The sequence below is a fragment of the Roseateles sp. NT4 genome, from assembly GCF_051857475.1.
GTDB lineage: Bacteria > Pseudomonadota > Gammaproteobacteria > Burkholderiales > Burkholderiaceae_C > Pelomonas.
In genome coordinates, this window is the sequence record NZ_JBPZGZ010000001.1 from 1,201,603 (window position 1) to 1,213,522 (window position 11,920).

Below are 11,920 nucleotides of genomic sequence, written 5' to 3' on the forward strand. Positions count from 1 at the left end.
GTGGTGGGCGCTGACGGGCTCGAACCGCCGACAATCTCCGTGTAAGGGAGGTGCTCTACCAACTGAGCTAAGCGCCCGGGAAAACCGGGACCGGCTGAACCTTCAGTTCACGGCGTCCTTGAGCGCCTTGCCGGGTTTGAACTTGGGCACCTTGGCCGATTTGATCTTGATCGTGTCGCCGGTGCGCGGATTGCGGCCGGCGCGCGCAGCGCGCTTGGTGATGCTGAAGGTGCCGAAGCCCACCAGCGAGACGGTGCCGTTCTTCTTCAGCGTCGTCTTGACGCCGCCGATCACGGCCTCGAGCGCGCGGCCTGCCGCAGCCTTGGAGATGTCGGCCTGCTTGGCGATGTGCTCGATCAATTCGGACTTGTTCACTCGTGCCCCCTCATGACGATTCAGCGGACTGTTGAGCCCTGCACCCAGATTGGCTGCAAGACTGCGATGCAGATGTCGTTCCCGCGCACTGCGCAGCCTGTGACAGGCCGACGACAAGCGGCCAAGGTGCGCGCGGGGAAGCGGATTCTAGACGCGCGTCCGGTGGTGGTCAGGGCGGGAAAAGTCCCGATACAACTCGGTGTCCGGCGTGAGCCGGAACGGCGTCCTAGCGGGCCTTGGCGCGGATTTCCGGCAAGGCCTTCTGCAGGTAATAGACCATGGACCAGATGGTCAGCACCACGGCGGCGTAGATCAGCCAGGTGCCCCACAGCCGCGTCGGGATGAGGCCGAAGAGCTGGCCGTCATAGAGCAGGAAGGGGATGGCCACCATCTGCACGGTCGTCTTGAGCTTGCCGACCATGTGGACGGCGACGCTGCGCGAGGCACCGATCTGGGCCATCCATTCACGCAGGGCCGAGATGGCGATTTCGCGGCCCACGATGACCAGGGCGACAAAGGCGTTCACCCGGCCCAGTTCCAGCAGGATCAGCAGCGCCGAGCAGACCAGGAATTTGTCGGCCACCGGGTCGAGGAAGGCCCCGAAGGACGACGTCTGGTTGAGCTTGCGCGCCAGATAGCCGTCCAGCCAGTCGGTCAATGCAACAACGACGAAGAGCACCGTCGCGAACAGGTTCTGGTGCGCCGGTGTCATCTCCAGATAGAACACCCCGACGATCAGCGGGATGGCCACGATGCGGGCCCAGGTCAGCAGAGTCGGCAGCGTCAGGAACATTTCAGTGCCTGCTCGGCCGTCCGGAAGGCACTGACGCCCCCTCGGGGGGCAGCTATCGAAGAGAGCGTGGGGGCCAACATGCTCCGCATTGTGCCCATGTCCCCGCCCTCTTCCTGTGCATCGGGCGCGATTGTGGTTGCCAGCCCTCAGTTCAGGCTGAGCGGCTTGAAGCGCCGGTCTTCTTCGAAAAGAAAGGTTTCGGTGAACTTCCAGGGCTCGGGCATGCGGCGCACGTCGCCAAAGGGCGCCGCGCGGTGGACGGCGTCGATGGCCAGCTGCAGGGTTTCGGGCGCAAACCTGGGTTTGCGAACCACGTTGACCCGGCGCACGCTGCCGTCGGCCTTCACTTCGATTTCCAGCACCACGACGCTCAGCACATGCGAGGGTGCCTTGGTCATGAAGCTGCCATCAGGATTGGCCATGACGAGGCGCTCGGCGGCCTGGCGACGCAGTTCGTCCTGGGTGCGGACCGGCTTGGGGGGCGGCAGTCCGGCGGGTTTGGGCGCCGCCACCACGGTGGGCGACGGCTGCGGCGCAGGCTCAAGAACCACGGCGCGCGGAACGCCATCGGTCGGTATCGCGGGCGCCGGTGCACGCGGCGTTGCCGCGCAGCCGGCCAGCAGCGGACCGATCAGCCAGCGGGCAGCGCGCTTCAAACGGTGCATGGTGGGCACGGCGTTCTCCTCAGGCTTGGATTGTTCTGTCTCGTGCTCGAAGCCAAGTGCGACGGATTTCTCGACTGCACACCGTCATCTGTAGCTCAGTGCAACGCGCGGTAAATCTCTTCGGCAAGGTCTCGCGTTTTGCACTTCAGTGCAGCGCGCGGTAGATTTCCTCGGCCAACTCGCGCGAGATGCCCTTCACACCACACAACTCGTCCACGCTGGCCCCGGCCACCCCCCGCACACCGCCAAAGCGCTGCAACAACTGGGCACGCTTCTTGGGCCCGACACCCGGCACATCTTCCAGGCGCGAGCCTCCGGTGCGCGTCGCCGCGCGCTTGGCGCGCATGCCGGTGATGGCGAAGCGATGGGCCTCGTCACGGATCTGCGCAATCAGCATCAGCGCAGCAGAGTCACGGCCAAGATAGACCTTCTCGCGGCCATCGGCAAACACCAGTTCTTCCAAACCCACCTTGCGCCCCTCGCCCTTCTCGACGCCGGCGATCAGGCTCAGGTCCAGCCCCAGTTCCTCGAAGACCTCGCGCGCCATGCTGACCTGGCCACGGCCACCGTCCACCAGCACCAGGTCAGGCAGCCGGCCGGTGCCCAGCTGGGCAGCCTCGGCCATCTTGCTGTAGCGCCGCGTCAGCACCTGGCGCATGGCCGCATAGTCGTCGCCGCCGGTGATGCCTTCGATGGTGTAGCGCCGGTACTGGCTGCTCTGCATCTGGTGGCCTTCGAAGACGACGCAGCTGGCCATCGTCGCCTCGCCGGCCGTGTGGCTGATGTCGAAGCATTCGACGCGGAACTTGTCGATCTCGGGCGGCGCCAGGTCCAGCGCGTCCACCAGCGCCCGCGTGCGGGCCTGCTGCGAGCCTTCCTCGGCCAGCAGCCGGGCCAGCGCCAGCTCGGCGCCCTTGATGCACATCTCCTGCCAGATGCGCCGCTGACCGCGCGGCTGGGCCTGCACGGTCACGCGGCTGCCGGCCTGGGCGGCCAGGGCCTCGGCCAGCCCTGCATCCACCACCTCGCTGACGATGATGAGGCCGGGCACCGGGGACGCGAGGTAGTGCTGGGCCATGAAGGCCTCCAGCACCTGTCGCTCAGGCGACAACTTCTCCTCGTCATCGAGCTGGATGGCCGTCGCATCGTCGACATGCTTGGGGAAGAAGGCGCGGTCGCCCAGATGCCGGCCGCCACGCACCATGGCCAGGTTGACGCAGGCCTTGCCGCCCTGCACCTTGACGGCCAGGATGTCGACGTCGCGGTCGCGGCCCGTCGCGCTGCTCTCCTCGATGACCTGCTGCTGCAGCACCTTGGACAAGGCCTGGATCTGGTTGCGCACCTCGGCCGCCAGCTCGTAGCGCTGGGCTTCGGCGTAAGCCATCATCTGCTCCTGCAGCGAGGCCATCACTTCATCGGTCTCGCCGCGCAGGAAGCGCTCGGCGCTCTGCACATCGCGCGCGTATTCGCCGGTCTGCCCGGCCGGCACGCAGGGGCCGGAGCAGCGCTTGATCTGGTGCAACAGGCAGGGTCGGCTGCGGTTGTTGAAGACGCTGTCCTCGCAGGTGCGCAGCTTGAACACCTTCTGCATCAGCTGGATGGACTCCTTCACCGCCCAGGCGCTGGGAAAGGGGCCGAAGTAGCGATGCCGCTTGTCCACCGCACCGCGGTAATAGGCCATGCGCGGCCAGGCATGCGAGGTGATCTTCAGATAGGGATAGCTCTTGTCGTCGCGGAACAGGATGTTGAAGCGCGGGTTCAACGTCTTGATCAGGTTGTTTTCCAGCAGCAGGGCCTCGGCCTCGGTGCGGACGACCGTCGTCTCCATGCGGGCGATGCGCGCGACCATCATGCCGATGCGCGAGCCGCCATGGTTCTTCTGGAAATAGCTGCTGACGCGGCGCTTCAGGTCCTTGGCCTTGCCGACATAAAGCACTTCGTCGCGGGCATCGAAATAGCGGTAGACGCCCGGCAGGGCCGGCAGCGCATTGACTTCGGCGGTCAGGCGCTCGCGGGCCTCGCGCGCGGCGGCTTCCATCTCGGCGGTGCGCTTTTTCTCGGCAGCCTCGACGGTGGCGCGCTCATCCTGCTCGGCAGGTTCGGTGGGTGACGGGGTCGGGGTCGACATGCACAGGATTTTGGCCTGGGACAATCCACCTCCATGCTTTGGGACCTCTTTTGCCGCGTCATCGACAACCATGGCGACCTGGGCGTGTGTTGGCGGCTGGCGCGCGACCTGGCCGCGCGCGGCCAGCAGGTACGGTTGTGGGTCGACGACGCCGCAGCGCTGGCGTGGATGGCGCCCGAGCGGCCCGACCGGCGCCACGGCGTTGAGATCCGCCCCTGGCCCGAGGGCGACGTGGAGGCCGACCCCGGCGACCTGGTCATCGAGGCCTTCGGCTGCGAACTGCCGGCGTTCTTCGTCGCCCGCATGGCCGCCCGACAGCCCACACCGCGCTGGATCAACCTTGAATATCTCAGCGCCGAGGACTACGTGGAGCGCAGTCATGGCCTGGCCTCGCCCCAGTTCCATGGCCCCGGCGCGGGCCTGACCAAGCATTTCTTCTACCCCGGCTTCACCCCACGCACCGGCGGACTGCTGCGCGAGCCGGGCTTGCTGGATCGCATCGCGAATTTCGATGGCCACGCCTGGCTGGCCGCGCGCGGCTGGGCGCCTGAAGAGGGTGAGCGTGTCGTCAGCCTGTTCGCCTATGCCAACGAACGCTTGCCGGCCCTGCTGGCTGCCCTGGCCGAACAGCCCACGCTGGTGCTGGCCTGCCCCGGGCCGCTGCAGCCCCTGATCGCCGCCCGCCCCAACCTGCGGTCCATCGCCCTGCCCTATCTGCCCCAGGACGACTACGACCGACTGCTCTGGGCCTGCGACCTGAATTTCGTGCGCGGCGAGGACTCCTTCGTGCGCGCCCAATGGGCCAGCAAGCCCTTCGTCTGGCACATCTATCCGCAGCACGACGACGCCCACCACGCCAAGCTGGAGGCCTTCATGAACCGCTCTGACCTGCCCCAGGCTTGGCGTGCGGTCTGGCGCGGCTGGAACGGCATGACCGCCCTGCCCGCCTCGTTGACCGGCCTGGATGAAGCCGTTGTCCATGCGCCAGGCTGGCGTGCGCAATTGGCAGCGCAACCCGATCTGCTGACGCAGCTGCGGGGATTCTTAGGGGTTTCCAGCTAGAATGTCGGGCTTTGCCGCGCCAAACCGGGATCAAATCCGCTGGAGTCTGGTGCGCAGCTCCTGACTCAATCTCGAGAGAAGACCCCCATGAAACTCGCTCAAGAAATCCGCGCCGGCAACGTGATCATGCAGGGCAAGGACCCGATGGTCGTCCTGAAGACCGAATACAGCCGTGGTGGCCGTGGTGCCGCCACCGTGCGCATCAAGATGAAGAACCTGCTGAACGGCGCCGGCGCCGAGCTGGTCTTCAAGGCCGACGACAAGATGGAGCAGATCATCCTCGACAAGAAGGAGTGCACCTACTCTTACTTCGCCGACCCGATGTATGTCTTCATGGACACCGAGTACAACCAGTACGAAGTCGAGTCCGAGAACATGGGCGACGCCCTGTCGTACCTGGAAGAGAACATGGCCGCGGAAGTGACCTTCTACGACGGCAAGGCCATCTCCATCGAACTGCCCACCAGCGTCGTGCGCGAGATCGAGACCGAGCCGGCCGTCAAGGGCGACACCTCGGGCAAGGTCATGAAGCCCGCCCGCCTGAAGGGCACCGGCTTCGAAGTCGCCGTGCCGCTGTTCGTTGAAAACGGCGACAAGATCGAAATCGACACCCGCACCCACGAGTACCGCAAGCGCGTCTGAGTCACGCTTCGGCCTCAAGCAAAAACGCCCGCTGATGCGGGCGTTTTGTTTTATTCGGCGTCGTCGGAGAGGTCCGGCACTTCCAGCTCGGCATCGATCTCGCTGTCGAAATCGGCGGCGCTGCCCTTGACCGGGATCCAGGGGCGGTCCAGCGGGCGGTAGACGCGGCGCTGCAGGCGCGCCAGGCGGTCCGAGCGCTCGATGGCGTTCATCACCTCTTCGGGAGCGATCAGCATGGCGAAGGGGTCAGCCAGATTCGGGGTGGTGGACAGCATGGTGGGCCTCGTTGTTTGACGATGACTCCACTGTAGGCAGCCGGGCCTTTTCGAAATAGTCGGCTCAGCGCGCTAGCTGCTGTAAGACTTTTCCCTACACGCCTGCTTGCGCGAGAACTATTTGGCAGTGCTGGCGCCCTGCTGGCGCTCCTGCATGACGCGGCGCAGTTCCCTGGCCATCTGATCGCGGCCGCCGCGCTGCGCGAAGTCAGCCGCCGTCAGCTCCTGCTCGTTGGCCGCACGCGGCTCGGCGCCAGCCTTGAGGAGCAGGGGCACCAGGTCGCTGTTGCCATAGCGCGCCGCCATCATCAGCGGCGTCGTGCCGTTCTCGGAGCGGGCATTGAGTTCGGCCCCCTGGGCGATCAGGAAGGCGGCCACGCCGTTGTCCGGCCCGCTGCAGGCGTAGTGCAGGGGTGTCCAGCCCGCGCGGTTGACGGCGGCGCCGCGCTTCACCAGGGCCTCAGCCGCCGGCAGCGAGCCGCGGATGGCGGCAATCATCAGCGGCGTCTCGCCCTGGGCATTGGGCTCGTCGACCTGGGTCAGCGGCGAGGCCAGCAGGCTGTCCAGCGCACGCAGGGAGTCCTCCCGCAGCGCAATGAAGACGGCCTTGCGGCCGCGCGAATCGGCCTGGTTGGGGTCCACGCCCTTGAGCATCAGGCTCAGCACGGCACGGCCGTCGTTCATTTCAGCGGCGATGACGAGTTCGTCGATGGGCGCCGCCTGGGCCGCCAGCGAACCCAGCAGGGCGAGTGCGATCAGCCCGCGTTTCATGCCGTTGCGGGCAGGCCGAACAGACGCCGCGTGTTCGCCGTCGTCAGCGCCGCCAGCTCCTCGACCGGCAGGCCCACGGCGTCGGCCACGGCCTTGCCGACATGGGGCACATAGGCCGGCGAATTGGTCTTGCCGCGGAAGGGCACGGGCGCCAGATAGGGGCTGTCGGTCTCGATCAGCACGCGGTCCAGCGGCAGCAGCTTCAACAGGTCGCGCAGGTCCTGGGCGTTCTTGAAGCTGACGATGCCCGAGAAGGAGATGTAGTAGCCGCGCTCCACCGCAGCGAGGGCGACGTCCGCCTTCTCGGTGAAGCAGTGGAAGACGCCGCCGGCCTGCTCGCCGCCCTCCTCGTCCAGCACGCGCAGTGTGTCGGCGGCACTGGAGCGGGTGTGGATGACCAGCGGCTTGGCCGCCTGCTTCGCGGCGCGGATGTGGGTGCGAAAGCGCTCGCGCTGCCACTCCATGTCTTCGATGCTGCGGCCGTTGAGGCGGTAGTAGTCCAGCCCGGTCTCGCCGATGGCGACGACGCGCGGCAGCGCGGCCAGGCGCACCAGTTCGGCCACGTCGGGCTCGCGCATGTCCTCGGTGTCGGGATGCACGCCCACGGTCGCCCACAGCTGGGCATGTTCCAGCGCCAGGCCATGCACGGCCTCGAACTCCTCCATCTGCGTGCAGATGCAGATGGCCTGATCGACCTGGGCGGTGCGCATCTCGGCCAGGATGGCCGGCAGGTTCTGCTTCAGCTCGGGGAAGCTGAGGTGGCAGTGCGAATCGACAAACATCAGAGGGTTTGCGTGGGCTTGCTCGACGAGATGGCCGTGCCCAGGATTTCCTCGATGCGGACGCGGATCAGCCGCGTCTTCTCGTCGCCCGGGAAGCGCACGCCGACGCCCTGGGTGCGGCCGCCCGATGCATTCGCCGGCGTCAGCCAGGCCACCTTGCCGGCGACGGGATAGCGCTGGTTGTCTTCGGGCAAGGCCAGCAGCAGGTAGACGTCCTCGCCGAGCCGGTAGTCGCGCGTCGTCGGCACGAACAGGCCGCCTTCCGTGAAGGCCGGAATGTAGGCGGCGTAGAGGGCCGACTTCTCCCGGAAGACGAGCTGGATGACGCTGGGCCGTGCCCCGGATGCAGCCCCCTGCCCGCCCACCGTGGGCAAGGGCAGGTTGCCGCCCATCTGGCTGGGCTGGAAATTCGGAGACTTGGAAGTGGGCTCGCTCATGAAGGCCAAGTGTAGTCAGCGCGCAGCCGCCGCGATGGCAGTCTGGGCTTGGGCCACCAAAGCTTCGATCCAGAGGCTGGCGTTCAGGGGGTGATCGGCATGGCGAGCGGCGCGGCGCAGCTCGGCATCCCAGCCCAGCAGCGGCGCGGCGCGCCTGGGCGCCGGCAGGGAAGCCGCGGCGAAAAACTGGCCCGGCCGGCCGTGGCTGCGGCGCACCAGGTCATGGCACAGGCGCTGCAAGGCATCGATGACGCGCGGCGGTGCCCAGTCGGACAGGGCTGCCACCTCACCTCGCGCCACCCGCTTGGGAAGTGCCTGCCAAGCCGCATCGGTCAGGCCGGCCTCATGCCAGGCCAGTGCCTGCTGGGGCCGGCCGCCGGTGGCATCGAGCAGGCCTTCGGCGCCGTCCACGCCCTTGCTCGCCAGCCAGGCCAACGCCGCGGCGCGCTCCGGCAACGGCAGTGGCAAAGGCTGGCAGCGGCTGCGGATCGTGGGCAGCAGGGCCGCGCTGTCATGGCTGGCCAGCGCAAAGCGCAGCAGGCCTGACGGCTCCTCCAGCGTCTTCAGCAGCGCGTTGGCGGCGATGCCGTTCAGCGCCTCGGCCGGGAAGATGACGACCACCTTGGCCTTGCCACGCGCCGAGGTCGCCTGGGCGAAGGCCAGCAGATTGCGCACCGCCTCGACCTTGATCTCCTTGCTGGGCTTGGCCTTGCCAGCCTTGGGCGCATCGGGCTCCTCGAAAGGCAGGCCCAAGGACTCGCGGGCCGAGGCGTCCAGGGCCTCGGGCATCAGCAACTGGAAGTCGGGATGGGTGCCGCTGGCGAACAGCTTGCAGCTGGCGCAATGGCCGCAGGCGGGCTGGGCCTCGGCACGGTTCTCGCACAACCAGCTCTGGGCCAGTTTGACGGCCAGTTCGAGCTGGCCGACACCGGCCGGCCCCTGCACCAACAGGGCATGCGAGCGCGCCCGCGCCAGCGCGTCGGCCAGGGGTGCCTGCAGCCAGGGAAGATCGGCGTTCAGCATGTCGGATAGCGGGCCGCGAGGACGGCCAGCACCTGGGCGCCGACCTGTTCGACGGTGCCGCTGGCGTCGATGCGCACGATACGGCCAGGCGCCTTGGCCGCCCGGTCGGCGTAGCCGGCGCGCACGCGCTCGAAGAAGTCCAGGTCCTGCTGCTCGATGCGGTCGGCCTCGCGGGCGCTGGCGCGGCGGGCAGCAGCCTGTTCGGAAGGCAGATCGAACCACAGCGTCAGCTCGGGCTCGGTGCCTTCCTGCACCCAGTCGGCCAGCGGGTCCAGCACCGACAGCGGCAGGCCTCGCCCGCCGCCCTGGTAGGCGAAGCTGGCATCGGTGAAGCGGTCGCAAAGCAGGGTCTTGCCGGCAGCCAGCGCCGGCTTGATGACCGCCTCGACATGGTCGCGGCGGCCGGCAAACATCAGCAGCAGCTCGGTCAGCGAGCCCATGGGCTGGTTCAGCACGATGTCGCGCAGGGTCTCGGCCAGCGGCGTACCGCCGGGCTCGCGGCTCAGCTGCACATCGGCGCCGCGGGCGCGGAACCAGTCGGCCACCGCCTGGATGTGGGTGGATTTGCCGGCACCGTCGATGCCCTCGAAAGAAATGAACCGACCTGTCACTTGCCGCCGCGCTGGTATTTGTTGACCGCGCGATTGTGCGCGGCGAGGTCTTCGCTGAATTCGCTGCTGCCGTCGCCCCGGGCGACGAAATACACCGCCTTGATGGCCGCCGGGTTCAGCGCCGCCTGCAGCGAGGCCGCGCCGGGCATGGCGATGGGCGTGGGCGGCAGGCCGCCACGGGTGTAGGTGTTGTAGGCGGTGTCGGCCAGCAGGTCTCGCTTGCGCAGATTGCCGTCGAAGGCCTCGCCCAGGCCGTAGATGACGGTGGGGTCGGTCTGCAGCGGCATGCCGACGCGCAGGCGGTTGACGAAGACGGCGGCGACCTTGGAGCGGTCCGAGGACACGCCGGTTTCCTTCTCGACGATGGAGGCCAGGATCAGCGCCTCGTCGGCCGACTTCAGCGGCAGGTCGGAGGCCCGTTTGCTCCAGGCGGCGGCCAGCCGGCCCTGCATGGCCGCGTGGGCGCGCTTGAGCACGGTCAGGTCGCTGACACCGCGGCTGTAGGCATAGGTGTCGGGGAAGAAGCGGCCCTCCGGCGCCACGCCGGGCTCGCCCAGGGCCGCCATGATGTCGGCGTCGCTCATCTGCGCGGTCTTGGCCTTCAGCTGGGGTGCCGCGGCCAGCGCCGCCCTCACCTGGCGCCAGTTCCAGCCCTCGATGAGGCGCAGCTGCTCCATGACCTGGTCGCCGCGCACCATCTTGTCCAGCAACTCGCGCGGCGTGATGCCCGCGTGAACCTCATAGCTGCCGGCACGGATCTGCTTGGCCTGACCCGACCACTTGAACCATTGGTAGAGGAAGCGGCCATCGGTTTGCACGCCCGCCGCCACCCAGGCACGGGCCACCTCGGCCGGGTTGGTACCGGGCTCGATGGACAGCTCCACCGAAGGCGCGGCCAGGCTCAGCGGGCTGCGCAGCCACTGCCAGGCGGCACCCGCGGCCAGGCCGGCGATCAACAACAACGCGAGCAGCGCCCGCAACAACCACTTCATGCCCTGTGAAAAGCCCGGTCAAAAGGGGGCCGATGATAATTCCCGCCATGCCTCAGACCTCTCAACTCCGTCTCGCTGACTGGGGTGTCATCCGCGCCCAGGGCGCCGACGCCGCCAGCTTCCTGCACAGCCAGCTGACCCAGGACTTCGCCCTGCTCGACCGCGAGCACGCGCGACTGGCCGGTTTCTGTACCGCCAAGGGCCGGCTGCTGGCCACGCTGGTGGGCTGGAAGCAAGCCGAGGACGAGATCCTGCTGGCCCTGCCGGCCGAGACCTTGGCGGCCACGCTGAAGCGCCTGTCCATGTTCGTGCTGCGCGCCAAGTGCAAGCTCAGCGATGCGAGCGCCGAGTTCGCGGCCTACGGCCTGCTGGGCGCGCCGGCCGCTGAAGCCTGGACGCTGGTGCGTGACGGCGATGCGGTTCAGATCGCGCTGCCGGGCTCGGGGCGCGCGCTGCGCGTGCAAGCCGTGGACGCGCCCGCACCGGCGGGTGAGGCCATCTCCGCCGACGACTGGGCGTTCGCCGAAGCCGAGGCCGGTGTGGCCTGGGTGCGCGGCGCCACTGTCGAGGCCTTTGTGCCGCAGATGATCAATTTCGAGGTGCTGGGCGGCGTCAACTTCAAGAAGGGCTGCTACCCGGGCCAGGAAATCGTCGCCCGCAGCCAGTACCGTGGCACGCTGAAGCGCCGCCTGCAGGTCTTCGAAACCGACGCTGTTGCCACGGTCGGCCAGGAGATCTTCCACAGCGCCGACCCCGAGCAGCCGGCCGGTGTCGTGGCCGGCAGCGGCGCCAGCAACGGCCGCACGGCCATCGCCGCCGAGATCAAGCTCGCCGCCCTGGAAGGCGGCAGCCTGCATCTGGGCAGCGCCACCGGCGCCCAGCTGCAGCCGCGCACCCTGCCCTACGAGATTCCGCCGCAAGACTGATCTCATGCAGCTCTACGTCTACTACCGCGTCGCCGCCGATCACGTCGACGAAGCCCTCATCGCCTTCCGCAAGGCGCGCGTCGAGGCGCCCATCGAGCTGCTGCAACGCCCCGAACCCAATGCCGAGGGGCAATGGACGTGGATGGAGATCTACCCCGAAGGCTGGGGCCACCGCGAGCCGCAGGTGGCCGCCGCGATGGCGCCCTGGCTGGCCGGCGAACGCAAGGTCGAGCGCTTCGAGATGCTGGGCTGAGCCCTCATTGCGGGGGGCAGGGCTTGCCCTGAAACCCTGGTCTGGCGTCGCGCAAAAGGCTACCCTCGACCCGGACTCGGGGTTCAGGCGGCATGGGGCAGACGCTTCGCTGGTTCATTGCACTCTTCACGCTCAGCGCGGCAGCTTGCGCATGCGCAGCCGCGGACGACTTCGATGCCCGCCTC

General features: G+C 67.9%; 15 protein-coding genes and 1 tRNA gene. 4 read left to right on the forward strand and 12 right to left on the reverse strand.

Going from position 1 to position 11,920, the window contains the following annotated elements:
- Position 1: 1 nt before the first annotated feature.
- The 5 genes from ACS5PN_RS05555 to uvrC form a co-directional block, all read right to left on the reverse strand.
- Positions 2-77: transfer RNA gene (locus ACS5PN_RS05555), tRNA-Val, on the reverse strand.
- A gap of 25 nt (positions 78-102) precedes the next feature.
- The gene (locus tag ACS5PN_RS05560; RefSeq protein ID WP_056201680.1) at positions 103-375 is read right to left on the reverse strand and encodes an HU family DNA-binding protein; all 273 of its coding nucleotides are present in this window, start codon (positions 373-375) and stop codon (positions 103-105) included.
- A 226-nt stretch (positions 376-601) separates the two neighbouring features.
- Positions 602-1,168: a CDP-diacylglycerol--glycerol-3-phosphate 3-phosphatidyltransferase gene (gene pgsA / locus ACS5PN_RS05565; RefSeq protein ID WP_439462939.1), complete on the reverse strand. Its 567-nt coding sequence runs from the start codon at positions 1,166-1,168 to the stop codon at positions 602-604.
- A 146-nt stretch (positions 1,169-1,314) separates the two neighbouring features.
- On the reverse strand, positions 1,315-1,833 hold the full coding sequence (locus ACS5PN_RS05570) for a hypothetical protein (protein WP_439463696.1): 519 nt from the start codon (positions 1,831-1,833) through the stop codon (positions 1,315-1,317).
- Positions 1,834-1,978: 145 nt separating this feature from the next.
- A complete protein-coding gene (uvrC, locus tag ACS5PN_RS05575; RefSeq protein ID WP_439462940.1) occupies positions 1,979-3,961 on the reverse strand; it encodes an excinuclease ABC subunit UvrC in 1,983 nt (660 codons plus the stop codon).
- Positions 3,962-3,994: 33 nt separating this feature from the next.
- On the opposite strand from uvrC, the gene earP reads away from it, so the two are divergent.
- Both earP and efp read left to right on the forward strand, forming a co-directional pair.
- A complete protein-coding gene (gene earP, locus ACS5PN_RS05580) occupies positions 3,995-5,023 on the forward strand; it encodes an elongation factor P maturation arginine rhamnosyltransferase EarP (RefSeq protein WP_439462941.1) in 1,029 nt (342 codons plus the stop codon).
- Positions 5,024-5,110: 87 nt separating this feature from the next.
- A complete protein-coding gene (gene efp / locus ACS5PN_RS05585) occupies positions 5,111-5,665 on the forward strand; it encodes an elongation factor P (protein WP_439462942.1) in 555 nt (184 codons plus the stop codon).
- Between the two features lie 50 nt (positions 5,666-5,715).
- Here efp and ACS5PN_RS05590 read toward each other — a convergent pair whose 3' ends face one another.
- The 7 genes from ACS5PN_RS05590 to mltG form a co-directional block, all read right to left on the reverse strand.
- The gene (locus ACS5PN_RS05590) at positions 5,716-5,940 is read right to left on the reverse strand and encodes a hypothetical protein (RefSeq protein ID WP_119046008.1); all 225 of its coding nucleotides are present in this window, start codon (positions 5,938-5,940) and stop codon (positions 5,716-5,718) included.
- Positions 5,941-6,057: 117 nt separating this feature from the next.
- Positions 6,058-6,711, reverse strand: coding sequence for an ankyrin repeat domain-containing protein (locus tag ACS5PN_RS05595; RefSeq protein ID WP_439462943.1), 654 nt, complete (start codon positions 6,709-6,711; stop codon positions 6,058-6,060).
- The gene (locus tag ACS5PN_RS05600; RefSeq protein ID WP_439462944.1) at positions 6,708-7,493 is read right to left on the reverse strand and encodes a TatD family hydrolase; all 786 of its coding nucleotides are present in this window, start codon (positions 7,491-7,493) and stop codon (positions 6,708-6,710) included. The genes ACS5PN_RS05595 and ACS5PN_RS05600 overlap by 4 nt, the downstream gene beginning before the upstream one ends.
- Entirely contained in the window at positions 7,493-7,885 is a 393-nt protein-coding gene (locus ACS5PN_RS05605) for a PilZ domain-containing protein (protein WP_439463697.1), read from the reverse strand. Before ACS5PN_RS05605 ends, ACS5PN_RS05600 begins: the two co-directional genes overlap by 1 nt.
- Before the next feature lie 60 nt (positions 7,886-7,945).
- On the reverse strand, positions 7,946-8,953 hold the full coding sequence (locus ACS5PN_RS05610; protein WP_439462945.1) for a DNA polymerase III subunit delta': 1,008 nt from the start codon (positions 8,951-8,953) through the stop codon (positions 7,946-7,948).
- Complete coding sequence (gene tmk, locus ACS5PN_RS05615) at positions 8,947-9,564, reverse strand: dTMP kinase (RefSeq protein ID WP_439462946.1); 618 nt, start codon at positions 9,562-9,564, stop codon at positions 8,947-8,949. The genes ACS5PN_RS05610 and tmk overlap by 7 nt, the downstream gene beginning before the upstream one ends.
- Positions 9,561-10,556, reverse strand: coding sequence for an endolytic transglycosylase MltG (gene mltG, locus ACS5PN_RS05620; protein WP_439462947.1), 996 nt, complete (start codon positions 10,554-10,556; stop codon positions 9,561-9,563). The genes tmk and mltG overlap by 4 nt, the downstream gene beginning before the upstream one ends.
- A gap of 47 nt (positions 10,557-10,603) precedes the next feature.
- Here mltG and ygfZ point away from each other — a divergent pair, with 47 nt between their 5' ends.
- Together ygfZ and ACS5PN_RS05630 are read left to right on the forward strand one after the other, a co-directional pair.
- On the forward strand, positions 10,604-11,482 hold the full coding sequence (gene ygfZ / locus ACS5PN_RS05625; RefSeq protein ID WP_439462948.1) for a CAF17-like 4Fe-4S cluster assembly/insertion protein YgfZ: 879 nt from the start codon (positions 10,604-10,606) through the stop codon (positions 11,480-11,482).
- A gap of 4 nt (positions 11,483-11,486) precedes the next feature.
- Positions 11,487-11,735, forward strand: a complete 249-nt coding sequence (locus ACS5PN_RS05630; protein ID WP_439462949.1) for a DUF4936 family protein — start codon at positions 11,487-11,489, stop codon at positions 11,733-11,735.
- Positions 11,736-11,920 lie beyond the last annotated feature (185 nt).

Bases quoted from the DNA above. Each gene is read 5' to 3' on its own strand.
- ACS5PN_RS05610 (WP_439462945.1), bottom strand. From the start codon at position 8,953: ATGCTGAACGCCGATCTTCCCTGGCTGCAGGCACCCCTGGCCGACGCG.
- ygfZ (WP_439462948.1), top strand. From the start codon at position 10,604: ATGCCTCAGACCTCTCAACTCCGTCTCGCTGACTGGGGTGTCATCCGC.
- ACS5PN_RS05595 (WP_439462943.1), bottom strand. From the start codon at position 6,711: ATGAAACGCGGGCTGATCGCACTCGCCCTGCTGGGTTCGCTGGCGGCC.
- ACS5PN_RS05570 (WP_439463696.1), bottom strand. From the start codon at position 1,833: ATGCACCGTTTGAAGCGCGCTGCCCGCTGGCTGATCGGTCCGCTGCTG.
- mltG (WP_439462947.1), bottom strand. From the start codon at position 10,556: ATGAAGTGGTTGTTGCGGGCGCTGCTCGCGTTGTTGTTGATCGCCGGC.
- earP (WP_439462941.1), top strand. From the start codon at position 3,995: ATGCTTTGGGACCTCTTTTGCCGCGTCATCGACAACCATGGCGACCTG.
- efp (WP_439462942.1), top strand. From the start codon at position 5,111: ATGAAACTCGCTCAAGAAATCCGCGCCGGCAACGTGATCATGCAGGGC.
- ACS5PN_RS05590 (WP_119046008.1), bottom strand. From the start codon at position 5,940: ATGCTGTCCACCACCCCGAATCTGGCTGACCCCTTCGCCATGCTGATC.
- ACS5PN_RS05630 (WP_439462949.1), top strand. From the start codon at position 11,487: ATGCAGCTCTACGTCTACTACCGCGTCGCCGCCGATCACGTCGACGAA.
- ACS5PN_RS05600 (WP_439462944.1), bottom strand. From the start codon at position 7,493: ATGTTTGTCGATTCGCACTGCCACCTCAGCTTCCCCGAGCTGAAGCAG.
- uvrC (WP_439462940.1), bottom strand. From the start codon at position 3,961: ATGTCGACCCCGACCCCGTCACCCACCGAACCTGCCGAGCAGGATGAG.
- ACS5PN_RS05605 (WP_439463697.1), bottom strand. From the start codon at position 7,885: ATGGGCGGCAACCTGCCCTTGCCCACGGTGGGCGGGCAGGGGGCTGCA.
- pgsA (WP_439462939.1), bottom strand. From the start codon at position 1,168: ATGTTCCTGACGCTGCCGACTCTGCTGACCTGGGCCCGCATCGTGGCC.